Source organism: Pararhodospirillum photometricum DSM 122 (genome assembly GCF_000284415.1).
In the GTDB taxonomy this organism is placed as follows: Bacteria; Pseudomonadota; Alphaproteobacteria; order Rhodospirillales; family Rhodospirillaceae; genus Pararhodospirillum; species Pararhodospirillum photometricum.
The window spans coordinates 1,259,712-1,285,405 of record NC_017059.1 but is presented as its reverse complement, the minus strand read 5'-3'; the positions used below and the strand labels follow the sequence as shown (position 1 = coordinate 1,285,405).

25 protein-coding genes are annotated in these 25,694 nt (G+C 68.2%); 19 read left to right on the top strand and 6 right to left on the bottom strand.

Going from position 1 to position 25,694, the window contains the following annotated elements:
- The first annotated feature begins 41 nt into the window (after positions 1 to 41).
- From glgX to RSPPHO_RS05535, 19 genes are all read left to right on the top strand, one after another.
- Positions 42 to 2,039 (top strand): glycogen debranching protein GlgX, encoded by a 1,998-nt coding sequence (glgX, locus tag RSPPHO_RS05625; RefSeq protein WP_041794495.1) that lies wholly within the window; start codon positions 42 to 44, stop codon positions 2,037 to 2,039.
- Positions 2,040 to 2,108: 69 nt separating this feature from the next.
- The gene (locus RSPPHO_RS05620; RefSeq protein WP_014414300.1) at positions 2,109 to 2,903 is read left to right on the top strand and encodes a hypothetical protein; all 795 of its coding nucleotides are present in this window, start codon (positions 2,109 to 2,111) and stop codon (positions 2,901 to 2,903) included.
- A 99-nt stretch (positions 2,904 to 3,002) separates the two neighbouring features.
- Positions 3,003 to 3,611, top strand: a complete 609-nt coding sequence (locus RSPPHO_RS05615) for a terminase small subunit (protein WP_051013709.1) — start codon at positions 3,003 to 3,005, stop codon at positions 3,609 to 3,611.
- 328 nt (positions 3,612 to 3,939) lie between these two features.
- Positions 3,940 to 5,394 carry a hypothetical protein gene (locus RSPPHO_RS05610; protein ID WP_051013707.1) on the top strand — a complete coding sequence of 485 codons (1,455 nt, stop codon included), beginning with the start codon at positions 3,940 to 3,942 and terminating at the stop codon, positions 5,392 to 5,394.
- A gap of 67 nt (positions 5,395 to 5,461) precedes the next feature.
- Positions 5,462 to 6,817: a DUF4055 domain-containing protein gene (locus RSPPHO_RS05605; RefSeq protein ID WP_014414297.1), complete on the top strand. Its 1,356-nt coding sequence runs from the start codon at positions 5,462 to 5,464 to the stop codon at positions 6,815 to 6,817.
- Entirely contained in the window at positions 6,814 to 7,305 is a 492-nt protein-coding gene (locus RSPPHO_RS05600) for a hypothetical protein (RefSeq protein WP_051013705.1), read from the top strand. Before RSPPHO_RS05605 ends, RSPPHO_RS05600 begins: the two co-directional genes overlap by 4 nt.
- Positions 7,306 to 7,333: 28 nt before the next feature.
- On the top strand, positions 7,334 to 8,347 hold the full coding sequence (locus RSPPHO_RS05595; protein WP_014414295.1) for a hypothetical protein: 1,014 nt from the start codon (positions 7,334 to 7,336) through the stop codon (positions 8,345 to 8,347).
- A 24-nt stretch (positions 8,348 to 8,371) separates the two neighbouring features.
- Positions 8,372 to 8,818 carry a hypothetical protein gene (locus RSPPHO_RS05590; RefSeq protein ID WP_051013703.1) on the top strand — a complete coding sequence of 149 codons (447 nt, stop codon included), beginning with the start codon at positions 8,372 to 8,374 and terminating at the stop codon, positions 8,816 to 8,818.
- 118 nt (positions 8,819 to 8,936) lie between these two features.
- A complete protein-coding gene (locus RSPPHO_RS05585; RefSeq protein WP_041794487.1) occupies positions 8,937 to 9,461 on the top strand; it encodes a DnaT-like ssDNA-binding protein in 525 nt (174 codons plus the stop codon).
- 6 nt (positions 9,462 to 9,467) lie between these two features.
- On the top strand, positions 9,468 to 9,836 hold the full coding sequence (locus RSPPHO_RS05580) for a hypothetical protein (RefSeq protein ID WP_014414293.1): 369 nt from the start codon (positions 9,468 to 9,470) through the stop codon (positions 9,834 to 9,836).
- Positions 9,833 to 10,228 (top strand): hypothetical protein, encoded by a 396-nt coding sequence (locus RSPPHO_RS05575; protein WP_014414292.1) that lies wholly within the window; start codon positions 9,833 to 9,835, stop codon positions 10,226 to 10,228. The genes RSPPHO_RS05580 and RSPPHO_RS05575 overlap by 4 nt, the downstream gene beginning before the upstream one ends.
- Positions 10,225 to 10,440 (top strand): hypothetical protein, encoded by a 216-nt coding sequence (locus RSPPHO_RS05570; RefSeq protein ID WP_041794484.1) that lies wholly within the window; start codon positions 10,225 to 10,227, stop codon positions 10,438 to 10,440. Before RSPPHO_RS05575 ends, RSPPHO_RS05570 begins: the two co-directional genes overlap by 4 nt.
- Complete coding sequence (locus tag RSPPHO_RS05565) at positions 10,440 to 10,955, top strand: hypothetical protein (protein ID WP_041794481.1); 516 nt, start codon at positions 10,440 to 10,442, stop codon at positions 10,953 to 10,955. The genes RSPPHO_RS05570 and RSPPHO_RS05565 overlap by 1 nt, the downstream gene beginning before the upstream one ends.
- Positions 10,956 to 10,969: 14 nt before the next feature.
- The gene (locus RSPPHO_RS05560; protein ID WP_014414289.1) at positions 10,970 to 12,964 is read left to right on the top strand and encodes a hypothetical protein; all 1,995 of its coding nucleotides are present in this window, start codon (positions 10,970 to 10,972) and stop codon (positions 12,962 to 12,964) included.
- A gap of 54 nt (positions 12,965 to 13,018) precedes the next feature.
- The gene (locus RSPPHO_RS05555; protein ID WP_041794478.1) at positions 13,019 to 14,179 is read left to right on the top strand and encodes a hypothetical protein; all 1,161 of its coding nucleotides are present in this window, start codon (positions 13,019 to 13,021) and stop codon (positions 14,177 to 14,179) included.
- Between the two features lie 61 nt (positions 14,180 to 14,240).
- A complete protein-coding gene (locus RSPPHO_RS05550; protein ID WP_041794475.1) occupies positions 14,241 to 14,564 on the top strand; it encodes a hypothetical protein in 324 nt (107 codons plus the stop codon).
- Positions 14,565 to 14,588: 24 nt separating this feature from the next.
- The gene (locus tag RSPPHO_RS20910) at positions 14,589 to 17,309 is read left to right on the top strand and encodes a carbohydrate-binding protein (RefSeq protein WP_014414286.1); all 2,721 of its coding nucleotides are present in this window, start codon (positions 14,589 to 14,591) and stop codon (positions 17,307 to 17,309) included.
- A gap of 8 nt (positions 17,310 to 17,317) precedes the next feature.
- Positions 17,318 to 17,773: a hypothetical protein gene (locus tag RSPPHO_RS17615; RefSeq protein ID WP_014414285.1), complete on the top strand. Its 456-nt coding sequence runs from the start codon at positions 17,318 to 17,320 to the stop codon at positions 17,771 to 17,773.
- On the top strand, positions 17,773 to 18,801 hold the full coding sequence (locus RSPPHO_RS05535; RefSeq protein ID WP_041794472.1) for a DUF7483 domain-containing protein: 1,029 nt from the start codon (positions 17,773 to 17,775) through the stop codon (positions 18,799 to 18,801). The genes RSPPHO_RS17615 and RSPPHO_RS05535 overlap by 1 nt, the downstream gene beginning before the upstream one ends.
- A 50-nt stretch (positions 18,802 to 18,851) precedes the next feature.
- Here RSPPHO_RS05535 and RSPPHO_RS05530 read toward each other — a convergent pair whose 3' ends face one another.
- From RSPPHO_RS05530 to RSPPHO_RS05505, 6 genes are all read right to left on the bottom strand, one after another.
- Positions 18,852 to 20,069 carry an NADP-dependent isocitrate dehydrogenase gene (locus tag RSPPHO_RS05530; protein WP_041794469.1) on the bottom strand — a complete coding sequence of 406 codons (1,218 nt, stop codon included), beginning with the start codon at positions 20,067 to 20,069 and terminating at the stop codon, positions 18,852 to 18,854.
- Positions 20,070 to 20,224: 155 nt separating this feature from the next.
- Positions 20,225 to 20,707, bottom strand: coding sequence for a hypothetical protein (locus tag RSPPHO_RS05525; protein ID WP_014414282.1), 483 nt, complete (start codon positions 20,705 to 20,707; stop codon positions 20,225 to 20,227).
- A gap of 147 nt (positions 20,708 to 20,854) precedes the next feature.
- A complete protein-coding gene (locus RSPPHO_RS05520) occupies positions 20,855 to 21,448 on the bottom strand; it encodes an LOG family protein (RefSeq protein WP_014414281.1) in 594 nt (197 codons plus the stop codon).
- 83 nt (positions 21,449 to 21,531) lie between these two features.
- A complete protein-coding gene (locus RSPPHO_RS05515; RefSeq protein ID WP_014414280.1) occupies positions 21,532 to 22,797 on the bottom strand; it encodes a glycerate kinase type-2 family protein in 1,266 nt (421 codons plus the stop codon).
- An 88-nt stretch (positions 22,798 to 22,885) separates the two neighbouring features.
- Positions 22,886 to 24,508: an aminopeptidase family protein P gene (locus RSPPHO_RS05510; RefSeq protein ID WP_014414279.1), complete on the bottom strand. Its 1,623-nt coding sequence runs from the start codon at positions 24,506 to 24,508 to the stop codon at positions 22,886 to 22,888.
- Positions 24,509 to 24,691: 183 nt separating this feature from the next.
- Complete coding sequence (locus RSPPHO_RS05505) at positions 24,692 to 25,600, bottom strand: 50S ribosomal protein L11 methyltransferase (RefSeq protein ID WP_041794466.1); 909 nt, start codon at positions 25,598 to 25,600, stop codon at positions 24,692 to 24,694.
- Positions 25,601 to 25,694: the final 94 nt, after the last annotated feature.

Below are 25,694 nucleotides of genomic sequence, written 5' to 3'. Positions count from 1 at the left end.
TCCCCAGACCCCTCATTCCTTAGGGTTTTTGGGGGAAAGTGATGCGTCGTCTCGTGTTGGAGCCGAGTGGTCCTGGTCCGGCCGGGGCTTGGGTCGGGGACGGCGGGGTTCATTGGCGGGTGTTTTCCGACAATGCCTCGGCGGTTGAGGTGTGTCTGTTCGATGCCGAGGGGCGGGAGGAGCGCTTGCCCCTGCCGGGGCGTGACGGTTCGTTTTTTCACGGTTTCTTGCCCGGGGTCGGGGCCGGTTTGCGCTATGGGCTGCGCGCTCATGGTCCCTATGACCCGGCCCGGGGCCATCGCTTTAATCCTCACAAGCTGCTGATTGATCCCCTGGCTCGCCACCTCGACGGCCCGGTGATCCCCCATCCTGCCTTGTTCGGCTTTGATGTCGCGCGCGGCTGGCCCCAAGGCGAGGATGACCAGCCCAGTGGCCTGGACAGTGCGCCCTTTGTGCCCAAGGCCATCGTCGTTGATCCTGCGGCCCCGTCGCCCCGCCCCCGCCTTGGCGGGCGTTTGGAGCCCGGTCGGCTGGTGATCTACGAGGCTCACGTCAAAGGCATGACCCAGCAGCATCCCGAGGTCGAGACCGTGGCGCGCGGCACCTTTGCCGGCTTTGCCGCCCCCGGGGTGGTGGACCACTTGCGGCGTTTGGGCGTTACGGCGGTCGAGCTACTGCCGGTCTGGGCCTTTGCCGATGAGCCTGCCCTGTGGGGGAGCGGGCGCACCAACTATTGGGGCTACAATCCCATCGCCTTCGCCGCCCCCCATCCCGCCTACGGCCCGCCCGACGCCTTTTGCCGCATGGTCGAGGCCCTGCATGACGCCGGTTTGGCCGTCGTGCTTGATGTCGTGATCAACCACACCGCCGAGGGTGGCGCGCGGGGGCCGACCTTGTCCTGGCGGGGGCTGGATAACCTGTCATGGTATCGGCTGGTCGAGGGCAATTTGGCGGCGTATGTCGATCACACCGCGTGCGGTAACAGTGTCCAGACCGAGCATCCAGGCGTGTTGGCCCAGATCGTGAACGCCTTGCGCGCGTGGGTCGTCGAGCGCGGGGTCGATGGCTTTCGCTTTGATCTCGCCGTCACCCCGGCTCGGAACCAGGGGGCCTTTGATCCCGAGGGACCCTTCTTGCGTGCCCTGGCCGCCGATCCGGTGCTCTCGTCGTGCCTGCTGATCGCCGAGCCGTGGGATGCCGGGCCGGCCGGCCATGCCTTGGGCCGTTTTCCCGCGCCGTGGTTGGAATGGAACGATCAGGCGCGCGATGCCGTGCGCCGCTTTTGGCTGCGGGGCGGCTCGGCCGGCGCGTTTGCCACCGCCCTGGCCGGCTCCAGCCCGGTCTTTCCCGCCGAGCGCGGGCCGCTGGCCGGCGTAACCTATGTTACCTGTCACGACGGCTTTGCCCTGGCCGACCTCGTTGCCTACGACACCAAGCATAATCTCGCCAATGGCGAGGACAACCGCGATGGGATGGACACCAATCACTCGGTCAACCACGGCGTCGAAGGGCCGACCGGGGAGCCCGGGATTTTGGCCCTTCGCGAGCAGCAGCGCCGGAACCTGATCTTGTCCCTGGTGCTGGCCCAGGGGGTGCCCATGCTGCGCGCCGGCGACGAGTTGGGCCAGACCCATCACGGCAACAACAACCCCTATTGCCACGACAGCCCGCTGACCTGGCTCGACTGGGCGGCGACCGATCCGACCTTTCTTGCGTTCGTCCGCCAAGCCCTCGCCCTGCGTCAGCCCGGCCGCTGCGCGTTTCTGACCGGCCAGCCGGGGCCGGACGGCTGGGCTGATGTCGCGTGGCGCCGGCCCGACGGTCACCCCATGGCCGCCGACGACTGGGACGACCGGGCGTTTGCCCTGCGCCTGGGCGCGGCGCGTCTGATTCTGGTCAATGGCCGGGCAACGGCGTGTTCCTTTGTCCTGCCCGACGATGCCGCGTGGTCGGTGGTTCTGGCCAGCGCCCCTGTCGATCTGCCGGCACTGCCCCCCTTGAGCGTGGCGGTGTTGGCACCGGATCTGGCCGGGGAATGACGGAAAGTCATTGATTATAACAATGACAAAACGGCATGGTGGCCTCCTTGGTTTCCAAAGGAGGTTGTCATGCCCCTTCCCCCCTGTCTTGCCGATGCCGATCCGGTTTTGCGCCGCTGGTGGCAGCGTGTGGTCCGCGAGGACCTGGACGACGCCTTCCTTGCCACCGTCCTGACCCTGGTCGAGGCCTTGCGCCGTACCCCAGCCGAGGCCCAGCGTCTTGGTCAGAAGCGCCTGGCGGGCTATCACCGCGCCGCCGCCCTGGCCCCCTCCACCGGCCAAGCCCGATCCCGGCTAGAGCGCAAGGCCGCTGTGATCGACGCCCTGCTGCGCCATGCCCCCGCGCCCCTGGCCCTCCCTGCCGACGAAGGCCCCACCCCGCAAACCGTCGTTCGGCGCGGCGCGGCAGCCCCCATCACCTGGTTGCGCGACCAAGGGCGCCTTGATGACGCCGAAGCCCTGGCCGCCTTGCGTCTGCGCCGGGTCATCGAGGGTCTAACCCGCCCCCTGATGGCCCGCGTCTCCCATCTAGACGGCGTTCCCGGTGCCGCCGAGGCCTCGGGGCCCGGCCGCGTGCTCGATCTGTTGCCCGGCGAACTGGCCCTGGAGCACAGCCGGCTGTATCTGCCCTGGGCCGCCGAGGTCAATGGCTGGGCGCGCCGGCCGCCCTACCGCCCCTTGCCCCTCATTCTCGATGTCGTGGTCTATGATCGCGGTCTGGATGCCGTGCGCCGGCGCCACCATTGCAGCGCCGACACCGCGTTTGCCGACCTCAAGGCCGGATTGGCGCTTTATGCCCGCCGGGCCGGGCTGGGCCGTTTTTCCCCTCGGCGCCCCCTTGACGCCGAGGGGGCTGTCATGTAATGTCGTTTCATCATGAAATTCGTGTGAGGGCCGCTCCCCCCAGCGGCCCTTTTCCTTTGGGTGGATGAGCCGGTTCGGCTCGACCACGAGGACCCTGCCATGACCGGCGAGCCTTCCTTGCCCCCCCTCTCCGAGACCGAACGCGCCTTCGTGGCCGCCTATCTCGCCAACGGTCGCAAAGCCGCCGCCGCGTGGCGCGTCCTAGAGCCCAACGCCGGCCCCCGCGCCAGCCCCCGCGCCGCCCGCTGTCTCGCCCGCCCCGCCGTGCAAGCCGCCCTCGCCGCCGCCGACCAAGAAGCCCAGGCCCGTACCCGCGCCCTCATCGAACGCTATGCCATCACCGAAGAACGCGTGCTCGCCGAACTCGCCAACGTCGCCTTCTCCCGGCCCCTCGATCTTCTGCGCCTTAACCCCGATGGCACCGCCGTCGTCGATCTCACCGACATGGACGAGCACCAAGCCGCCGCCATCGCCGAAGTCACCGTTGACGAATACATGGACGGCAAAGGAAACGAAGCCCGCCCCGTCAAGCGTATCCGCGTCAAACTCGCCGACAAACTCCGAGCCCTCAACCTCCTCGGCCACCGTCTCGGCCTGTGGAAACCCACCGCCAATGCCGACCCCAGCAACAATGGCGCCGGGCTGTCCGCCCTGCTCGACGAAGCCCTGCGCGAAGAGGAAAAAAATAGAGGAAAGGGGGAAGGGTGAAAGGGAAGAAGGGAAAGGAAGAAGGGAAAGGAAGAAGAAAGGCTGGGGAGGCTCGCCTCCCCAGACCCCTCCATTCATGGAAAAACAGAGAGTATGCGCGATCAGAAAGTCATACGTAAACATTGTGTATTTTTATTAAAATAATTAATATAATTATTATTAAAAATAAATACATTTTTATTATATTGCATCGTTTTGTGATGGGCGTCGTCCTTAAAGGAATGGAGGGGTCTGGGGAGGCGAGCCTCCCCAGCCTTCCCTTCTCTCTTTCCCTTCCCCCCCTTTGTGCCCTCTCGCCTCCCCATGGAGCCGGAGGCGGGAGGTTTCCATGCCTGGCTCTTTCTTGTCGTCGGATCTTTTCGACCGTTACGCTCACCTGCGCACGCTGTGGCGGGCTGATCCTGTGTTGTATGCGCGTCAGCGGTTGGGGCTGACGCCGACGGTGCAGCAAGCGGCGTTATTGGCGGCCGTGGCGCCGTCGGGGGCCAAGGTGACGGCGCGGGCGGGGCATGGGGTAGGCAAGACGACGGCGACGGGGGCGGCGATTTGGTGGCATTTGGAGTGTTTTGACTATTCCAAGACGCCGTGCACGGCGCCGACGGCCAGTCAGCTTGAGCAGATTTTGTGGTCCGAGTTGGCGCGTTTGTGCCGGGGTGCCGATTTGCGGGCCGAGAGCTTGGGTTTGCCCGGCGCTTTGCGGCTGTCGGCTCTGTTTGACTTATCGGCGCAGCGGATTGCCGATCGGGGCCGGCCGCGCGAGTGGTTTGCGGTGGCTCGCACCGCCCGGCCCGACAACCCCGATGCTTTGCAGGGGTTTCATGCTGGCGGGCCGGCCGGGGGGGAGGGGCGCGGGGCCTTGATGTTTGTGATTGAGGAGGCGTCCGGGGTGCCTGATGCGGTGTTTGAGGTTGCTGAGGGGGCGTTGTCGGGGCCGGGGGCTCGTTTGCTGATGGTTGGCAACCCGACCCGCAACACTGGCTTTTTTGCCCGCTCGCACAAGCAGGACCGCTCGGCGTACACCGCCTTGCATTTTTGCTGTGCCGACAGCCCCCTTGTTGATCCCGGCTATCGGCCCGGCTTGGTGCGCAAGTATGGCGAGGGGTCCAACATCGTGCGGGTGCGGGCCGATGGCGTTTTTCCGCGCCAGGACGACGATGTGCTGATTGCTTTGGAGTGGGCCGAGGCGGCTTTGGGTCGCACTGCCGAGGGGGGCGGTCACGAGCGGCGGCTTGGTCTGGACGTGGCGCGTTTTGGCGATGACCGCACGGTTTTTGTGTTGCGGGCGGGTCCGGCTGTTGAGGCCCTGGAGGTGACGACCGGGCGCGACACCATGGCGGTGGCCGGGCAAGCGCGGCGCTTGAGTGCGTTGTGGCGGGCGCAGCGGGTTTTTGTCGATGAGATCGGCGTGGGCGCTGGGGTGGTTGATCGGCTACGCGAGGAGGGGGTGCCGGTGGTGGGGGTCAACGTTGCCACGGCGGCGCCTGAGCGTGTGGTCGGCGAGGAGCGCGGCGCCTTGTTGCGCGATCATCTTTGGCTGTGTTTGCGGGCGTGGCTGCGTGATAGCCAGCCCGGGTTTGCTGGCTTGCCCCGCGATCTGGCCCAGGACTTGGCGGGTGAGTTGGTGTGCCCGCGGTATGGGTTTGAGGGGTCGGGGCGGCTCAAGCTCGAGAGCAAGGAAGCCCTCAAGCGTCGTGGCGTGCGCAGCCCTGACTTGGCCGATGCCTTGGCCCTGACGTTTTACGAGGGAGGGGCGGCGGGTCGGGTCACGGCGCTGCGCTGGTGAAGAAAGGCTGGGGAGGCACGGCCTCCCCAGACCCCTCGATTTCTTTGAAAGAGGAGAAGGGAAGGCCATGGTCGAGGTCAAGGCCGGGGGCGATCCTGCGCGTCCCGATCCAGAGTACGTGAGTTTGCTGCCCCGTTGGGCGTTGGTGCGGACCCTGATGGGGGGGACGTTGGCCATGCGGGCGGCGGGCGAGGCCTATTTGCCGCGCTACGAGGCTGAGGATCTTGAGGCCTACCGTGCTCGCCTGGAGCGCGCCGTGTTGTTTCCCGCCTTTGAGGAAACAGTGCGCGACATCACCGGGCGGGTGTTTGCCCGGCCGTTGGTGCTGGGGGCCGATGTGCCCTTGGTGCTGCGCCGCTGGCTTGACGACGCGGACTTGCTGGGCAACAGCGTGCACACCGTGGCCCAGCGCTGGTTCGCCGAGGCTTTGACCACCGGCATTGCTTGGCTTCAGGTGGATATGCCGGGGCCCGAGGTGCCGGCTGCCCGGCGGCGGCCCTACTTGGTGGTGGTGCCGGCCGAGGAGGTGATCGCGGCCCAGGCTGGGGTGGTCGAGGGGCGCTGGTGCTTGGCCCATGCCCGGGTGCGCTACGAGGTAGGCGAGCGCGACGGGTTTTTCCTGCGCCCACGGGCCCGTGTTCAGGTGCTGGAGCCCGGGTATTGGGAGATCTGGCAGCACGACGGCCCAAGCTGGGCGCCGCTGCGTCAGGGACGCACCGGTCTGGACACGGTGCCGTTGGTGCCCTTGCGGTTGGGGCCCGCCGTGGGCGCGTTGCAGGCCCGCCCGCCCCTGGAGGGCTTGGCTCACCTCAATGTGGCTCACTGGCAGTCGGCCAGTGACCAGCGCAACATTTTGACCCTGGGGCGCTTTGCCATGCTGGCGCTTTCCGGCCCGGCGCCCGAGGGGCCGGACGGCGGGGCGCTGGCCGTGGGGCCCAAGACCTTTTTGCACACCCCCGACGCCCAGGCCCGTTGGTATTACGTCGAGCCCCAGGGCACCGCCTTGCAAGCCGGCGAACGCGACCTGAGCCGGCTGGAGGCGCAGATGGACAAGCTTGCCATGGAGCCCCTGTTGAGCCGCACGGGCGCCACGACGGCCACCGCCACCGCCATTGCCGAGAGCCGGGCCAATTCGTCGATCAAGGCGTGGGCCCTGCAATTGCGCGACGGCCTGGAGCAGGCCCTGGTCCTGATGGCCGCGTGGGCCGGGCTGGGCGCGGGCGGCAGCATCGACGTCAATACCGATTTTACCGACGCCGGCGACGAGGCCGACCTCGATGCCCTGGCCCAGGCCCGGGCGGCCGGCGACCTCAGCCGCGAGGCCTATCTGACCGAACTGCGTCGTCGGGGCGTCTTGTCGTGGGCCTTCGACCCCACGGCCGACGCCCAGCGGCGCGACTCCCAGGAGGATTCCCACCCATGACCCTGCGCGTGTACTACGAGAGCGAAGAGGCCATTCCCGAGGCCTTGCGTCCCCACTACGCCCCCGGCCCCGCCGGGGGTTTTGTTTTTCAGGCCGAGGATTTGGCGGCGACCACCGCCGAGATCACCCGCCTGGGGGAGGCCCTGGCCCAGGCCGAGGAAGCTCGCCTTGCCGCCGCCGTCGAGGCCGCCTGTGCCACCACCCAAGTGCGGGCCGAGGCTCGGGCCGAGGTGCTCCAGGCGGCCCGCGCCGCCTTTGCCGACAGCGCGGCCAGCCCGGCAGCCCTGACCGAGTGGCTGGAAACCCGACGTCGCGAAGGGCCGGGCCCGTGGTGGGATCTGCCGGCCGGGGGGGGCATCCCGCCGGTACGTCTGGGCGCCGCCGTTCCCAATCCCTTTGCCCGCGACACCTTGAACCTCACTGAGCAGGGCCGCTTGCTGCGCACCCAGCCCGAGTTGGCGCGCGTGCTGCGCGATCAGGCCCGCTGATCCTCGCTTTCTGATCCAGGAGATTTCCATGAGCACGGTTTCCACCCGGTTGTCTGACGTGATCGTTCCCGAGGTTTTCCAGCCCTATCTGGTGCAGCGCTCCTTGGAGCTGGATGCCTTTGTCCAGTCCGGGGTCGTGGCCCGCGATGCCCAGTTCGATGCCCTGGCGGCCGGGGGCGGCACCACCTTTCCCCTGCCGTTTTTCAACGACCTGTCGGGGGACTCCAATGTCGGGTCCGACGATCCCGACAGTCTGGTCGCCCCGGCCCGTTTGACGGCGGGGCGTGATGTCGCCATCAAGCATGTGCGCAACAAGGCGTGGTCGAGCATGGACCTGACCGCCGCCTTGCTCGCCACCGACCCGTTGCGTGCCGTCGCCGATCTGGTGGCGCCGTTTTGGGTGCGCGATCGCCAAAAACTCTTGATCGCCAGCCTGAGCGGCGTTCTGGCCGCCAATGTTGCCGCCAACGGGGGCGACATGATCCACTCGGTGGCGACCGACGACGCCGGCGCCCCCACCGCCGCCGAGGTGATCAGTGACGAAGCCATTTTGGCCGCCGCCCAAACCCTGGGTGACATGAAAAGCCGCCTCTCGGCGATCGCCTTGCACTCGGTGGTCCACACCCGCTTGCAACGGCTCGGCACCTTGCTGCCGGTCTACGATCCCCAAAGCGGCGATCTGCGCTACCAGACCTACCTGGGCTACCGCGTCATCGTGGACGATGGCCTGCCCGTGACCCAGGGCGCCCACCGGCCCGTCTATACCAGCGTTTTGTTTGCCGAGGGCGCCTTTGCCTATGGCGAGGGCCAGCCGAAAATGCCGGTCGAGACCGAGCGGGTGCCGGGGGCCGGCGATGGCGAGGGCATGGAGATCCTTCATTCGCGCCGGCACTTCCTGCTGCACCCGCGCGGCATCCGCTGGGTGGGTGCCAGCATGGCCCGACCGGCTCCGACCAACGCCGAACTGGCCCTCGCCGCCAATTGGCAGCGCGTGTACGAGCGCAAGGCCATTCGCATCGCCGCCCTGCGCACCAACGGTTGATCCGGCCTGCAACAGGAGCGGACCATGAGTCTCGCCCTCGCCACGCTGCTTCCTGGCAGCGACCCCTTGATCGTTTTTACGCCCGCCGATGGCCCGGCCCAGGAGTTGGGTCCGGTTTATGACGCGCGTTTGAGCCTGGAGCAAGACAGCCGCGTGTGGTGGCAAGAGGCCGGCGACGGCAGCTTGGGGCCAGCTCGCGAGGATGTGGGGCGCCAGCGTCTTGTTCTGCGCTTTACTGCCCGCTGTTGGAGCCCTCTGGCCGTCTCGGCGTTCTTTGGCGGTTTGACCGGCACGGCCACGCTGACTCTGGGCGACGGTGGGCCTTCCACGGTGGTGGCGGGGCCGGCTCGGCTGGGGCCGGGGGCCGATCCCTTGGCGTGGTCGGGGGCGCCTTGGGTCGGCTTGCCTTTGGTGGTGACGTGGCTGGGGCGGCCGCCTCGGGCGTCGGCGCTTGTTGGGCCGGCCGCGTAGGGAGAAGGGAAGGCTGGGGAGGCTCGCCTCCCCAGACCCCTCTTCCCCTTAAGTCATCAGGGGTCTGGGGAGGCGAGCCTCCCCAGCCTTCCCTTCCTTAACTTCCCAAGGTGTGACCATGTCCCTGATCGCCGAGGATGGCAGCGGCCGCGCCGATGCCGACTCCCTGGTCGCCCTGAGCGCGGCCGATACTTACTGGGGCAATCGCCCCCACACCCCCCTGGCCGCGTCCTGGACCGCCGCCGCCGAGGCCCTGCGCGAAGGCGCCTTGCGCGAGGCCACCGCCTGTCTCGAGGGGCGTTTTGCCGCGCGGTTTTCCGGCCGGCCGCGCCGGGGCCGCGATCAGGCCCTGGGATGGCCGCGCGTGGGCGCCCGGGATGCGCAAGGGGCGCCGATCGCCGACGATCAGGTGCCGCGCGAGATCGTGGCGGCCTGTTGCGAACTGGCGGCCCGCGCCTTGTCGGCGCCCCTGTTGCCCGATTCCGACCCCGAGGGCCGCCTTATTGAGGAACATCTGACCGTGGATGCCCTGAGCACCACCACCGTGCGCGAGAGCGGGGCCGGCCCGGCGCCGATCCCGCCCCTGGTCCTGGCTCTGCTGGCCCCGCTGCTGGGGCCGGGCTCTGTTGTCTGCCGGAGGTGAGCCGCCATGACCCCGATCACCCGTGCCCGCGTGCTGGCCGCCTTTACCCGTGTTTTGGCGGCGGCGGGCGATGCCGTGTTGGTCGCGACCTTGCGCCGCCGGGTCGATCCCGCCTTCGACCCGACCGACGCCTGCGTGAGCGAGCATCCCGTTTCCCTGGTGTTCCTGAGCACCTCCCCGGACGCCCCGGTTGATCCCGTGCGCCTGCCCGGCGACCGCCGGGGCTTGGTGCTCACCGCCGACGCTCCCCCCCCCCGGCCGACCGACGCCCTGGTGGCCGAGGGGCAGACCTGGACCGTGATCGAGGTGGCCGAGTCCTCGGCGGCGCTTGGGCTGTTGTTTCGCGTCACCGTGCGCCCGGAGGCGGTGTTATGAGCGCCCCGGGTCTTCGCCTTGTCTTGCTGGCTGCTTTGGCGCCGTTGTTGGGGCGTCCCCTGGTGGGGGAGGGGAGCCGCGCCCGCCCGCCCGCCGGCCAGGCCTGGGCACGGGCCGTCCTGGCGCCGACCAGCGCCGAGGGCGGGCGCGGTTGGGGGGCGGAAGCGGGCGCGCTGAGTGTGCTGCTGTACGACCCCCAGGCCAGCGACCCCGCCGCTGCCGACACCGTTTGCGCGGCCGTGGCCCAGGGCTTGGGCGGGCGCTGGCTGGCGACCGAGGGGCTGGTCCTGGTGACCGGCGCCCCGGCCCGGGCCAGCGCCCGCTTCGAGGAGGGGTTTTGCGTCGTGCCCCTGTCTATTCCGTATCACGCCATGTTTGCGAGGGACTCATGAACGATCGTGAACCGCTGTCCGGGACCACCACGGTGGCCTCTGCGCTGCGTGGTCTGGGCGGGACCCCCCGCCTGTCGGACGACACCGCCGCCGTCTTGGCCTCGCCGCTTGCCTCGTCGCGCCAGCAAGGTGTGGCCGGTGATCCCCAGGGCATTGACGCCCTCATGGAGGGCGGCCGGCGCCTGCTGGCCCGACCGCAACGGGGGGTGTGATGAGCGAGGCCGACACCCTTTTGGTGCTTGATGGCCCGGCCCTGCTGGCCCGCTGGAGTGCCCGGGGCACGCGCCATGTCCTCACCCCGGTGCCGCGCGGCGAGTTCTGGCGCGACCAGAGCGGCACCGCCCACTTCGCCGCCCTGCCCGGGGCCCGCTATGTCCTGACCTTGTCGGCCAGTGATGTTCGCCCGCCGGCCTTTGCTGGCTTGTGGCCGGGCGTCACCCTGAGCGTCGAGGCCGCCAACCGCCTGGGGGTTCTGCTGGCCCCGGGGACCAATGCCTGGACCGCCGAGCGCGACATTGTGGCCGGGAGCGTTCAGGCCCACGACAGCGACGGCGCTGCCCATCCCGTGACCGAGGTCGCCGGCCGCGCGGTGAGCATCGCCCCCCACGACCGCCCGGTCTGTGTGTCGCTGCGCCCGCGCCTGTTGATGATGGTGCGCGACTGGTCGGCAGGGCTGGAGGAGTGGGACGGTCTGCACCCCTGGCGTTTGGTGCTTGAAGAAGTCTGACGGAGGAAGTCGCCGTGCCCGAGGCCCTCTACTTTGCCTGGGTCGCCCCGGGCACTCCCTTTGATGCCGCGCAGCACGCCCGTACCGACGAGGCCATCCGTGCCTTGGAGATCCGGGCCGAGGAGGGCGAGGCCCCCTATGCCCGCGTGGTCGTGGCCCGGCGCTCGTCTCGGATCGGCGGCCCCGACGGCCTTGTGCACGCCTACTTGTCCACCCGGGTGGACGGCGCCGTCATGCCGTTGTTTTTTGGGGTCCTGACCCAACTGCCCGATGGCCTGACCGGGCCGTTTCTTACCCTTCAACTCGACGCCCGCACCGGCGACACCGAGGCCCTGACCGCCGCCGCCCTGGCGCCTTACAAGGTCGCGCCGGCCTACGATGCCCTGTTTATCAGTGAGGGCCGCGAGGACGAGCCCGACGAGATCCTGGAAGGCTGGTTCGCCCGCCTGTGTGTGGATCGCCTGACCGGGGGGGTCTTGGTGTCGCACGCTCTGGAGGGACGCCGGACCCTGACCTTTGGCCCCGAGAGTCTGGCCGAAGGGAGCCTGACCCTCAGCCAGCCCGACGGCCCGCCCCCGGCCTGGATCGAGGGCCGCATGGTCACCACCTGGACCCAGCGCGGCGGGGCGCTCGCCGACTTCGGTGCCCTCATCGCCCGCGAGGCCGGCGGCGCCCTTGTCACCTTGTCGCCGGAAGCCGACTTTGCCGATGGCTGGCCGCGCGTCGGCCAGCGGTTGGGCGGCGAAACCGGCTATCTCATCACCGAAAGCGCCCTGGTCGCCCAGGACCTGCCCGCCTTCGAGTCCAACCTCACCGACGACCCCAGCGCCGTCACCAGCGAAGACGGGCGCGTCCTCGTGGTCGGGACAGGCAGCGGGATCAGTCTGGATGGCGTCGTTGATTTTGGCCCCACCGCCGCGCGCTCCAGCTTGTTTCCAGCCGGTCTGTTTGCCGGCTGGATCTCGTTTGCCAAGAGCGCCTACTGGCCCGTGCTGCGGGTGCGCTGGGACTTTCGGCAAAAACGGCGCGAAACCGTGGTGTGCCGCCTGACCAGCCATCTGGCCCCGGGGGCGCCCCCGGCCCAAGGCGGCGAGCAGATCAGCTTTGGTCTGCGCGATGTTGGCGTGTGCGACGCGGCCGAGGACGAGAGCGACAGCACGGTGCCGGACTGTGATAGTCTTCTTTCGCTCTCGCGGGCTCGGGTCAGCCTTCAGGCGAGCGCCGACGTTTCAACACCCAGCGGCTTGGATGAGGTCAGGTCCGGCGAGGCCGAGACCGGTCTGCCCATTGGCGACCCCCTCTATCCCAGCTTTGCCCTCACGTCGCGCGGGCGTCAGGCGGTGGCCCACCTGCTGCGGGTTCTGGCCGTTCGGCTGGCCTTTGCCCAGCGCTGTGTGAGTGTGCGGGCCCGCTTGCCCGGCTGGACGGCGGCGGCGCTGTCCTTGGACCTCGACTGTAGCGTGGTCTTGCACAGTCCGGTGCTGCCCGAGGGGCAGGTGCGGGGCAAGGTGGTGTCGCTGCGGTTGGCGTGGGACGAGGACGGCTGTTCGGTCGAGCTGGTGCTGGCCGGGTCGCTTGGTGGGGGCGGCACGTTCCTGCGGCCGGCGGCGGGGGCCGACACCGTGGCCGAGGCCGCCTGGGACGACTATGCCCTGAGCGCCGAGACCATCCACGCCCTGGGGGTGAGCGACGACGATCCCTTCGCCATTCCTTTTTATGACTTCAGCGCCCAGCAGCCCACCGACGCCTTGGCCAGCGTGGCCAAGTGGACCGCCGGGGACCTGTTGCAGCGCTTGTGCTTGCGTAATCTCTGGGCCGAGCAGGACGCCTACATTTGGGCGCGGCGCCACGGCACGGTCAGCCCGCGCGCCCTGCTCTCCCAGGTGCCCACCGATGTCTGTCTGGCGTTGCGGCCCCTGCGCGGCCTCGACCGGGTCGAGCACACCGTGCACGTGACCCCGGCCGGCGCCTTCGGTCTTGTTCCCACCCTCAGCCTCGGAGCGTCATGATGGTGTATCTTGATCCCTTCGCCACCGTGTCGGCCCTGGGGGGGGCTGGCGCCGGTGAGCGTGGTTTTTGCGTTTGATGAGCGCCTTGGCGGGCTGGCCGGCGTCACGGCCACTGCGCTGGAGGCCACGGGGCGAACCCGGGGACGGGTTACCGGGCTGGCCGACCTGTGTTTGTGGCCTTCGGGCGGGCTGGCCGGGGTGCGCTTGAGCGCCGATGCCGCGTCGCTGCTGGCCTTCCGTCAGGCCGGCCCGGGGTTGGCCGCCCTGCCCAGTGCGGTGGGGCCACCGTTTGTCCGCTTGGCGCGGCCCCGGCTGTGGCCGTGGGGCGGGGAGGGCTTCGCCGTGTGCGGGCTGCAAGAGGGTGTCGGCCTCGTGCTGGCCAGCCCGGCCTGGGACCAAGCGCCCACCGTTCAGCCCTTGGGGAGCGTGGTGACCGATCCCGAAACCGGGAGCGTCATTGGGGCTCTGGCCGGTGACGCCGGCTTGGAGGTTTTGGGCGAGACCTTGTTTGTTGCCACCCACACCACCGCCTTGCCAGCCAGCGAGGGCTGGGCGCCGCTCGGGGTCGAGACCAGCACGCTGGGCCTAAGCCGTCGGCTGGTCGAGGCGCCCCCGGAACAGGGCGACGGTCTGGTGGTCTGGCGCACTACGGCGGTCGCTGCCTGGGCCGGGCGCTTTTGGGTGGCGGCCACCCGGCGGGTGGGGGCGGTCGAGCGCCATCGGCTGTACAGCCTTGTGCCAGGGGGCGCCCCGGGGGTGGGCTTCGAGATGGGCGGGGTGGACGGGAGCGACAGCCTGCCCTGGGGCTTGATGGTTCAGGCCGCCGAGCCCGAGGGAGCCCCCGCCCCGGAAGCGCGGATCGGTGGGTTGTGGGCCGGGGATCGCTTGGTGATAGGGGTGGTTCCCGCCGCCGTTGACACCGCCTCTGGCCGCCTGAGCGCCTCGGGGCAGGCGGGGGTTTATGTGGTGGGCGCGGATCTGGTGCCGGTGTTTCGGGCCCTGCCGACGGGCCAGTGGTTGGCGGGGGCGGTGTGTCTTGGCAATCCGGCCCAGAGTTTGGGGGCCGCCTTGTGGCTGTGCCGCTTGCTTGATGCCCAGGGCGGGGCGCGCATGGCCCTGACCCGCGACTTCCTCACTTGGAGCGTGGACCCCGAAGGGGTGGAGCCGGTGGCTTTGCATGCCGGGTGTACGGTGCGGTGGGGGTGGCTCGCGTAAGAGAGGGAAGGCCGGGGAGGCTGGCCTCCCCAGGCTCCTCCATTCCTTGAGGAGAGGCTTCATGGTTGATGTTCTAACGCGCGCGGTGCGGGCGCGCCAAGCGGTGGCCCGGCAGGAAACCGCCGTGGTGGCCGCGACCGGCACCATCAACACCGACAAGGCGCAAAGCTGTGCCCGCGCCCTGGTTCCCACACAGCGCAGCGTGGGCACATTGCGGCCTAAGAGCAACGCCGCCGATGCCGTGTGGACCGAGATTGCGCGCGAGACGGAAACCGTGCGCGTGAGCAGCGCTGACGGCGCCTTTTGGGTCGATGTCGAGCAGGTTCGACGTCTTTCCCTGCGCTCCGAGACCGGGGCTCGCCTGACCTTGATCCTGACTCCCTGATCCCCCCCTCCGAGGTTCCCCCTCATGGTCAGTCTTACCTACCGCACCAGCGATCCCGACTGGGGCGCCGGCAAGGGCGCGCCCCTGACCGCCGCCGAAGTGGACCGCAATTTTCACGCCCTGCGCCTTGCCCTGGAGCAGACCACCGGCACCCCGGGCCGCGGCATCGCCCAGATCGCTCAGGATGGCTGGGATCTGGTGTTGACCTACAGCGACGGCAGCGGCACCCGCCTGACCCTGCCCGCGCCCAGCGTTCAGGCGCGCGGCGCTTGGCGGGCGGGCGAGGCCTATGCCCCCGGTGATTTCGTGACCCGCGAGGGCGGGGCCTATCTTTGCCTCGCCCGCCACGTCGCCACCCCGGGCTGGTGGAGCGACCAGCGCGCCGGGATCTGGGCGACCCTGGCCGGCACGCAAAGCGACAGTCCCACGGTCCACCCCATTGCCACCGGGCAACTGCTGGCCTGGGAGGTGCCGGCCGGGCTGGCGTTGAGTGTCGGCCAATGGGTGCGGGTGGTGAGCAAGGCCGATTCCACACGCTGGATGGAAGGCGAAGTCAGCGCCTATGCTCTGAGCGAGACACTGTGGAGCGTGACCCTCACGCCGACCCGGGCCTCGGGGACGGGAGATCTCGCCGACGCCCGTGTGGTGCCGGCCGTGGCGGTCAGTCTGGAGGGCAGCACCACAGCCGGTGCCTGGAGCCGGGTCCTTTCCGTGACCAGCCCCCACACCGTGAGCGCCGACGAGATCGGCGCCCTTGTGGTGGTCCCGGCCGGCGGCACGGTGATCCTTAGCGGCGATGGTTTTACGGCCGGTGACGCCCTGTGGCTGGAAACCGCGCTTCAGGGCAGTGCCACCCTTCAGGTTGCCAGCGGCACTTTGGAGGGCGGGACTACGGCGCTGGCCTTGGTGTCGGAACGGGTCTGGCTGGTCCACGAGGGGGACGGCGCGTGGCGGGTAGCGGCGCGCACCACGGTGCCCGGCACGCTGGAGGCGGCCCGGCCGGTGTGGCGCTCCACGATCAGCGTGGCGGCCGGGACTAGCCGCACGGTTGCGGCGAGCGATAGCGGCGCGCGCTTCGTCCTGGGGGCATCGGCCGTCCTCAGTGTGCCCACGCCGGCCTCTCTGGGCGATGGCGCCGCTCTGTGGGTCGAGGGCGCAACCGGGGCCAGCGTGAGCGCGGCCCTGGCTGGCGGGGCCTCGGCCTTGAGCGTGGCCGGTCGCCGGGTTCTTCTGGTGGCCGATGTTCTGGGCGCGGCCTGGGTCGTGGCCCTCAACCGGCCGGTGAGCGGCGAGGACAGCAGTGCCAGCGGCACCCTGGCCGCGCAGAACGCCGACGCGGTGGTCATCACCGGGGGCAGTCTGAGCGGGGTTGTGGTGAGCGGCGGCCGGGCCCATGGCGTGGCCCTGACCCATCAGGCCCTGGGCGCTAGGGCCTCGGCGGTGGTGTTTAATGTCGCCCAGGCCGCGTCCTTCAGCCTGACACCCACCGCCAACATCACGGTGTCTTTCAGCGGCTGGAGTGCCTCAGGTCTGCACATGGTCCAGGTCGAACTGATCGGCGGCGGCGATCGTGTCTTGACCTGGACCGGCGTGACCTGGGAGGGCGGCACACCCCCCGCGCTGTCAACCGGCAGCGGGGTCGATACCTTGTTGTTTTGGAGCCGCGACGGCGGGGCCACAGTCTATGGCAAGATGGGCGCCGCCTTTGGCGACCCGGCCCATGTGTTGGGGATTGCTCTGGTCGCGACCGGTGGCGGCTCGGGCACCTGGGCTCGGGTGGACAAGGCCGGCAACACCCTGTCGGGCAGCGATTACGCCCTGGGGGGCGCCGCGTTCAACACCCATCCGGTGTGGGGCAATCTTGTGCCGGTCACCATCGACGGGCAGGTCATGATCCGCGTCCCGAAGTTCTATTACCGCGTGGCCCCGGCCCCAACGGGCAGCGCACAGGCCGGGAAGACCTGTTGGTGGATCAGCGATCAACCCCTGGATGGCTTTGTGCTCCATCCGGCTTTTTACAAGGATGGCGCGCCGGTCAATCAGTTTTGGGTTGGCAAGTATCAAGGCAGCGACAGCGGCGGCACCAAAGTGGCTTCTGTGGCTGGGGTTATGCCACTAACCAATATCTCCTTCACCGATTACCAAGCCCGCTGTGCTGCCCGCAACGCGGGGGGCGTGACGGGTTTCATGCTGTGGTCGGTCTACCAGTGCGCAGCCTTGCAGATGCTGGCTTTCATTGAAATGGGGACGACCGATGCTCAGGGGGTGGTCGGCCTGGGGCGGGTTAATGAAGGGTCACCTGCCACAGTCAACGCAACTGATGTTGCGACCGCGACATATCGAGGTATTGTTGGGCTGTGGGGAAATGTGTGGCAGTACTGCGACGGTATACGCGTTCAGGCATCGTCGGGTGTCCTCTCTGTGTGGGACCGTCAGGGTAATAAATCCTGGGTTAATACAGGGGCGGTGCGAGTGGATTTGGGCTATCCAACCAGTTTTCTTTCAAGTGCCGGCCCAACACACGACTTCCGAGATGTTTTTGTTCCGGGGTCGGTTACAAGCACGTATCTTGACGCCATAGTCCCTGACTTAACGATTGCCACGACAAATACAGCTTACGATCGCACAGCGTCTCTGGGAGGGGCCTATTCGATGGGGCCTAACGCCGGTATTTTTTCAATCGCTCTTAGTGAGACCGCTTCATCATACTACGAGAACACCGGAGGCCGTCTGGCTAAGGTGTAGGAGGCCCCATGTACGCGACCGCTAAAGGCGCCATTATCGAAGCTTTACCGCCCGATTTGGCTGACTCCAGCGACGACACCCTAGCCGGCCACGGAATCTACCACGTGCGCGAAAGCACCCTGGCGTCTTTCGATTCGGCCACGCAGGCCCTGACCATGGACGGCGCCGCTTGGGGATATGACGAGAGCGGTTCCCTTCCGGTGATCACCCTAGCCTGGGCCGTGCGCTCCTTGACCGAGGCCGAGCTTCTGGCCCGGGCCCGGGCGCGGCGGCCCGAGATCGTGCGCCGGCTGCACGAGATCGACGCCGCGTCGATCCGTCCGGCGCGGGCGGTTGCCGCCGCACTGGCCCAGGGGAGCGCGCCCGATCCCGCCGACGTGGCCAAGGTGGCGGCCCTCGACGCCGAGGCCCAGGCCCTGCGCGGTCAGTTGGTCCCCGAGGCCGATCCCCCGGAGGTGCCGTGATGTTCTTYCCCCCTTCCGCCCAGGGGCGGCGGCGTTTTGCCCCCAGCGGGTCGATCGGCTTGGTCGGGCCCGAGGACCTTTCCAGCCTGTTTGCCACCACCTTGTACACCGGCACCGCGACGGCGGGGGAGGTGGTGACCGGGGTCGATCTGGCGTCCACCGGGGGACTTGTGTGGAACAAGGGGCGTTCGGCAAGCAGCTCCCATTTTTTGTTCGACACCCTGCGCGGGCCCAACGCCTATCTTCAAACCAACAGCACCAGTTATCAGTATACAGCCACCGACTTCCTGAGTGCCTTTACGACCAAGGGCGTCACACTGGGGTCGTCGGCCTATAACGTCAATAAAAGTGGGTTGTCCTATGTTCTGTGGTCGTTCCGTCGAGCGCCGGGGTTTTTCGATGTCGTTTCTTATACCGGCACAGGGGTCGCCGGAACCTTGATTGCCCACGGTCTCAAGACGGCGCCGGCCTTCATTCTCCTACGCAATACCAGCAGCGAGGCTAACTGGGTTGCGTGGCACAAGGGGGTCGCGGCCGGGGTCAATAGTGTGGAGTTCAATACCACCAACGCGTGGCAGAGCCAGGGGCAGTTTTTGGGCACGGAGCATACCCGCGCCGTGTTTCAGGGGGGATCGCAGGCCTATTATGCCAATCAGTCCGGCGTTCCTTACATCGCCTATCTTTGGGCCGACGCTCCGCGTCTCATCGCGGCCGGCACCTATGTCGGGACCGGCTCGGCCACGCCGTTAAGCGTGACCTGCGGCACCGGCTGGGATCCCCAGTGGCTGATGATCCGCCGCGTTAGTGGCGGTAACACCTTGATCTACGACAGGGTGCGTCAACAGGCCCGGGGGGCTGGTCCTTGTGAGTTGGCCGCCAATACCACAGGGATCGAAGGGGGGCAGGGCACAGCGCCCGATCCCGTTCTGGCGGCGCCCGGGTTTACCCTGACCACGACTTGGGAGGGGCTCAATGCAAGTGGCGCTTCTTACGCTTATCTGGCCATTCGGGCGTCTGAATTCCAATAAAAACAAGGCTGGGGAGGCGCGGCCTCCCCAGACCCCTCGGTCTGTTTGTTTCAGCCGGCCATTGCTTTTTGCAGGCCCTCGTCGAGCTTGTCGAGGAAGGCGGTGGTGGTGAGCCAGGGGTGATCGGGGGAGATCAGAATGGCCAAGTCCTTGGTCATAAAGCCGGCCTCGACGGTCTCGACGCAGACCCTTTCCAAGGCGTTGGCGAAGGCCACCACATCGGGGGTATCGTCGAAGGTGCCCCGGTACTTGAGACCCTGGGTCCAGGCAAAGATCGACGCAATGGGGTTGGTCGAGGTTTCCTTGCCCTGCTGATGCTGGCGGTAGTGGCGCGTGACCGTGCCGTGGGCCGCTTCCGCCTCAATGGTCTGGCCATCGGGCGTCATCAGGACCGAGGTCATCAGGCCCAGCGAGCCGAAGCCCTGCGCCACGGTATCGGATTGCACGTCGCCGTCGTAGTTCTTGCACGCCCACACGAAGCCGCCCGACCACTTCATGGCGCAGGCCACCATGTCGTCGATCAGCCGGTGCTCGTAAGTGATGCCGGCCTCCTTGAAGGCATCGGCGAATTCGGCGTCGAACACCTCCTGGAACAGGTCCTTGAACCGGCCGTCATAGGCCTTCAAAATCGTGTTCTTGGTCGAGAGATAAACCGGCCAGCGCCGCGTCAGGCCATAATTGAAGCAGGCCCGGGCAAAGCCCCGGATCGACTCATCCAGGTTGTACATGGCCATGGCCACGCCGCTGTCCGGGAACTTGAAGACCTCCAGGTCCAGGCCCGGGCCGCCATCGTCGGGGGTAAAGCGCAGGGTCAAGGTGCCGGCGCCCGGGATCTTCACATCGGTGGCGCGGTACTGGTCGCCAAAGGCATGACGGCCAATGACGATGGGCTGGGTCCAGCCGGGGACCAAACGCGGCACGTTCTTGCAGATGATCGGCTCGCGAAACACGGTGCCGCCCAGGATGTTGCGGATGGTGCCGTTGGGCGACTTCCACATCTTGGCCAGATTGAACTCCTCGACGCGGGCTTCGTCGGGGGTAATGGTGGCGCATTTCACGCCCACGCCATAGGTCTTGATGGCATTGGCCGCGTCGATGGTGATCTGGTCCGCCGTCTCGTCGCGCTTCTCAATGCCAAGGTCATAGTATTTCAGGTCGATATCAAGGTAGGGCAGAATCAGCTTGTCCTTGATGAAACGCCAGATGATCCGGGTCATTTCGTCGCCATCAAGCTCGACGACGGGGGTTTTCACCTTGATCTTGCTCATGTTCGAGAGTCCAGCCGTGAAAGGATGAGAAGGTCGCGGTGTCCGGCGGGGTGTGCCCCGGGCCTGAGTGGGACACGAGACACCTCGCGTCCATGCGGACAAAAGGACGATACACCCGGGGCGGCCGCGTTGGGAAGAGGGCGGGGTGCTTCGCCTCACGGCACCCGATAGCGCCCGGATCCGTCGGTTTCGGCGAGGCCGAGGGCACGCAGTCGTTCCAGTCGTTCGACGCCCCAGGCCATGGGGTCCTGGGCGCCGGCGCGTTGGCCGATGGTGACGGCGGAGGTGAAGGTTTGGTCGAGCAGGTCCAGCGCCCGGCTGTCCTTGGGCGTGGGGTGGGTGGGCGGCGTGCGGGAGATGCGCTCGCGCACGGCCTCAACAAGTTCGACGGGGGGAAGAATTTCCTGGGGGGGCGTGCTGACCACGGTCAGGCCGAGAAGCTGGCGCAGGTCGCGCTCCATGTTTTTGATTGCGCGGTGATCAGAGGGGGAGACGGGGACTGTGTAGCGGTGTTCGCGGCCATCGCGGGTGAAGACAAGGCGCAAATGCTTGCCACCCATCACCAAGCGATGGTCTGAAATCTTGGCGCGTTGCATCAAGCGATTGATGGCCGCCTCATAGTCCTTGTCAATTTTCATCCCTTTGGTGTCCTGGGCCCCTCGCCAAGGGGCAGGGGCTCAGGCGATCTCCCTCGCGTTCAGTCTCCTGTGCCGATGGCTCCCTTATATGTGGGGGGCGTTACGTGATTGCAACCTCGCAACCTTTGGGATCAGTGGGAAGGTGCGTCAAAAACGGCCGGTATCGGTCCCTGTGCGGGCCTCGCCCCCCGCTAACTCGGCGTGCAGAACCGGCAGAACTTGCCCCACGTCCTCAACCACCGTGACCAAGGCGCGGGACTGGGGCCGGGCAAAGCCGTTGGCGATGATGCTGTCAACCAGCCCGACGAAGGGATCCCAGAAGCCGTCGATATTGACGAGAACGATCGGCCGGTCATGCAGCCCCAACTGTCGCCACGTCAGGATCTCGAAGGCCTCATCCAAGGTGCCGAAACCGCCGGGCAGGATGCACGCCGCCTCCGAGCGGTCGAACATCAGGCGCTTGCGTTCGTGCATTGAGCCCACGACGTGCAGTTCCATCAAGTCGCCGTGCGGTGTTTCGATCCGGGTCAGATGTTCGGGAATGACGCCAATCACCTTACCGCCGTTTTCCAGGGCGGCGGAGGCAACGCCTCCCATCAAGCCGACGTTGCCCGCTCCAAACACCACGGTCACGCCCGCTTGGGCCAGCAGGGCGCCCAGGCGCTGGGCTTCGTTGAGATAACGCGGGTCGTGACCGGCGGCCGCACCACAAAAGACGCTTAAGGAAGTTAAGGAGGTCATGGGACACTCGTTCGTCAGAGAAATAACAGGAAAAAAACAAGGCTGGGGAGGCTCGGCCCCTCCAGGCTCCTCGGGGCAGGGGGTTAGGCGGGGGCGATGAGGATGGCGCGGAAGTCGTTGACATTGGTCAGGGTGGGGCCGGTGATCACCAGATCGTCCAGGGCGGCAAAAAAGGAATAGGCATCGTTGTCGGCTAGGAAGCCGCGTGCCGACAGGCCCCGGCGCCGGGCCCGGGCCAGGGTGTCGGGGGTGACGATCGCGCCGGCGTTGGTCTCGGTGCCGTCGATGCCATCGGTATCACCGGCCAGGGCCCACACCGATGGCGCGCCGTCGAGCGCTCGGGCCAAGGCCAGGGCAAACTCGCTGTTGGGTCCCCCCCGTCCCGCGCCTTGCACCGTTACCGTCAGTTCTCCCCCGGACAGCAGCACGCACGGCGGGGCGGCCGGATCCCCGAAGCGGGCGCACGACAACGCCATCGGCGCCAGGGCGCGCGCCACCTCCCGCGCTTCACCCTCCAGGGCATCGCCCAGAATCAGGGGCGTGACCCCGGCATGGCGGGCCACCTCGGCCGCCGCCACCAGGGCTTGGCGCGGCGTGGCCACCAGCACGGTCTCAGTTCGCTCCAGGGCCTGCGCGTCCGGCGTGCTGGCGCGACGTGTTGCCAGAAAGCGCAAGACCCGCTCGGGTTCGCTGATCCCATGGCAGCACAGGATGTCGAGGGCATCGGCCGGTGTCGAGGCATCGGCCACCGTGGGTCCCGAGCCAATGACCGTCGGATCATCCCCTGGCACATCGGAAATCAGCAGCGTCACCACCCGGGCCGGCCGCGCCGCCGCCGCCAGCCGTCCGCCCTTGAGCAAGGACAAATGCCGACGCACCGTGTTGATATCCTGGATGGGCGCGCCGCTGCGCAACAAGGCCGCCGTCACTGCCCGCTTGTCCTCCAGGCTGAGGTCGGGCGGCGGCAAGGCCAGCAAGGCCGAGGCTCCCCCCGAGATCAGGCAGAGCAAAAGATCGTCGGGCCCCAGGCTGCTGGCCAGAGCCAGGATCCGCCGGGCCGCCTCCGTGCCCCGGCTGTCTGGCAAGGGGTGGCCGGCCTCCACGACCTCCAGGCGGGGACAGGGCACGCCGTAGCCATAGCGCGTGACCACCAGACCGCTTAACGGGCCGTCCCAGGCCAGATCCACCGCCCGGGCCATGGCGGCGGCGGCCTTGCCGGCCCCGACCACCACGGTGCGTCCGACCGGACGCGGCGGCAGATGGGGCGGCACCACCAAGGCCGGATCGGCCGCCGCCACGGCGGCATCGAACAAGGCACGCAGCAAACGCAGGGGAGGGGCTTGGTCCATGGCACCAGCCTTTGCGAGCAGGGGTCACGTCGGCCATGACACCCCAAGGAACGAGGGGTCTGGGGAGGCCTGCCACCCCAGCCTTCTCTTATAAAGGAGCCGTCGCCGCCTCCAGCCAAGCCCGGGCCGACGCCTCAAGATGGGGGGCATGGGCCTCGCGCACCCGTGCATGATAGGCATCCACCCAAGCCCGCTCACCCGGGCGCAACTGCCCGACCTCAATCAGACTGCGATCCAGCGGGGCCAGGGTCAGGGTCTCGAAGCCCAGGAACGGCCGCGTGGCGCCCTCGGGCGTCGGGGTGATCTCCTGAACCGCCATCAGGTTTTCGATGCGGATGCCAAAGGCGTTTTCGCGGTAAACCCCGGGCTCGTTGGACAAGATCATCCCCGGCACCAGGGCGATCCCATTGCCGGTGCGGTTGAGGCGGGCCGGGCCCTCATGAACGCCGAGAAAACTGCCCACGCCGTGCCCAGTGCCATGGTCGTAATCCAGACCCTCGGCCCACAGGAATTGCCGCGCCAGACTGTCGAGCTGGCTGCCCGTCGTTCCCTTGGGAAAGCGCGCCCGCGCCAGCGCAATGTGGCCGCGCAGCACCAAGGTGAAACAGCGCCGCACCCCGGGGACGGCCGGACCGATGGCGATGGTTCGGGTGATGTCGGTGGTGCCGTCCGGGTACTGGCCGCCGCTGTCCACCAAATAGATCTGCCCGGGCTCCAGGAGGCGGTCGGTGGCCGGCGTGGCGCGGTAGTGCACGATGGCGGCGTTGGGTCCGGCCGCCGAAATGGTGGGAAAGCTGAGGTCCACCAAGGAGGGGTCTTGCGCCCGAAACCCCGCCAGCGCGTCGGCGGCGGCCATTTCGGTGAGGCCGCCGCGCGGTGCCGTCTCGGCCAACCAGTGGAGAAAGCGCGTCACCGCGAGGCCGTCGCGGCGATGGGCAGCGCGGGCTCCGGCCAGTTCGGTGGCGTTCTTGCAAGCCTTGGGCAGCAAGCACGGGTCCTCCGCCACCACCAGACCCGCCCCGGCTTCTTCCAGCCGGTCATGGATCCAAGCCGGGGTCCGGCTGCGATCGACTCGCACTACCTTGCCCCGCTCGCCTAGCGTATCGAGAAGTCCGCCCAAGGCCTCGGGGTCGTGGCGGCGGACCTGCGGCCCCAGGTGCTCGACCAGCAAAGGCGAGACCCGGCTTTCGGCCAGGAACAGATCGACCGAGGCATCGGCATGGAGCACGGCCCGGGCCAGGGCCAGCGGGGTGTGGGGAACGTCGGCGCCCCGGATGTTGAGCAGCCACGCCACGCTGTCCGGGCTGGCCAGGACCACCGCCGCTTGGCCCCGGGCCTGGAGCAAGGCGGCAATCTCGGCCCGCTTGGCGGTGCTGTCGCGCCCGGCCCAGGCGGTGGGGTGGGGGCGGGCCAGCGAGGCCGGCGGCGCCGGGCGATCGGCCCACAGCAGATCGATGGGGTTGACCGGGCAGGCGACCAGGACCACGCCCCGGGGGTCGCCCGTCCGGTGCAGGCGCTCGCGGGCGTCGGGGGTGAGCTGCCAGGGGTCGTAGCCCAGGCGAGCCCCGGGGGGCAGAACCGTTTCCAGCCAGCGCGGGGCCGGATCGTCGAGGAGATGGCGGCAGGTGAACAGCGCGGCGTCAACCTGGGCGGCGGCCTGAAGGGTATAACGGCCATCGACGAACAAGGCCGCCTGATCGGGCAAGATCACCGCCTCGCCGGCCGAGCCGGTAAAGCCGGTAAGCCACGCCAGCCGCTCGGCCGAGGGCGGCAGAAACTCGTTTTGAAAGGCGTCGCCATGGGCGAGGAAAAAAGGCCTCCAGCCCTTCCTCGCGCATCCAGGCCCGCACAGCGGCCAAGCGGGCGGCGCGGGCCGGCAGGGGAGAGGGAGCGTTCATGGCCGTTCCCCCCGGCGGGTGAGCACCAAGGTGGTCCAGGCGCCCAGCACCAACCGCTGCTCTAGGTGCAAGCCCTGGCGGCGGTAGGCCGAAAGCACTTGGGCCGCCTGCCGGGTCAAGAGGCCGGCCAGCACCACATGGCCGCCCGGTTCCAACAGGCGGGCCAAGGGGGCGGCGAGGGCACACAGGGGCCGGGCCAGGATGTTGGCGAAAATCAGGTCATAGGGGGCGCGGGCCTGGACCAGACGCCCCCCCACCCCCACCCCGGGCTCGACGCGCAAGAAGGCGCGCAGGCCGTTGCGCCGGGTGTTGTAGCGGGCCACGCGCACCGACTCCGGGTCGATGTCCACGCCCAGCACCGGCACCGCCCACCCCCGGGCGGCGGCGAGGCCCAGGATGCCCGAGCCACAGCCCACATCAAGGACATTGCGTTTGCGCCCCCGGCGGGCCAGGGCGTTGAAGGCCTGAAGACAGCCCTTGGTGCTCTCGTGATCGCCCGAGCCAAAGGCGGTGGCGGCATCAAGGCGCAAGGGCCAGGAGCCGACCGGGGGGGCCTCCTCGTGGTGCGAGCCGTGAATGTAAACGCGGCCCACCCGCAGGGGCGGAAAGGCGATGGCCGACTGGGCCAGCCAGTCGCGGGCCTCGATCCGCACGATGACCGGCTCGGGTTCCTCGATGCCGGCGGTGGCGGCGGCCAGGGCCACGGCGGGCAGCAGCACGGCGTTGTCCGGGCGCTCCGCGCACAGGGCTTGCAAGGTCCACAGGTCGCGGGCTTCGTCGGCCTCGACCCACGACACCGCCACGCTGACGGGCTCCAGGGCCGCTTCCAGGGCGGGCAGCGCCGAGCGGGGCAGGGTCACCTCCACTTGCCAAAAGGAAGGGGCGGCGCTGGGCGTCGTGGTCATGATGCGATCTCCTCGGTCGGCGCAAGGGGGGAGTTTAGACTTTTTTTGCAAGCCAGGGAAAGCCAGCACAAAGTGAGGCAGGTCCCCAGGAAAG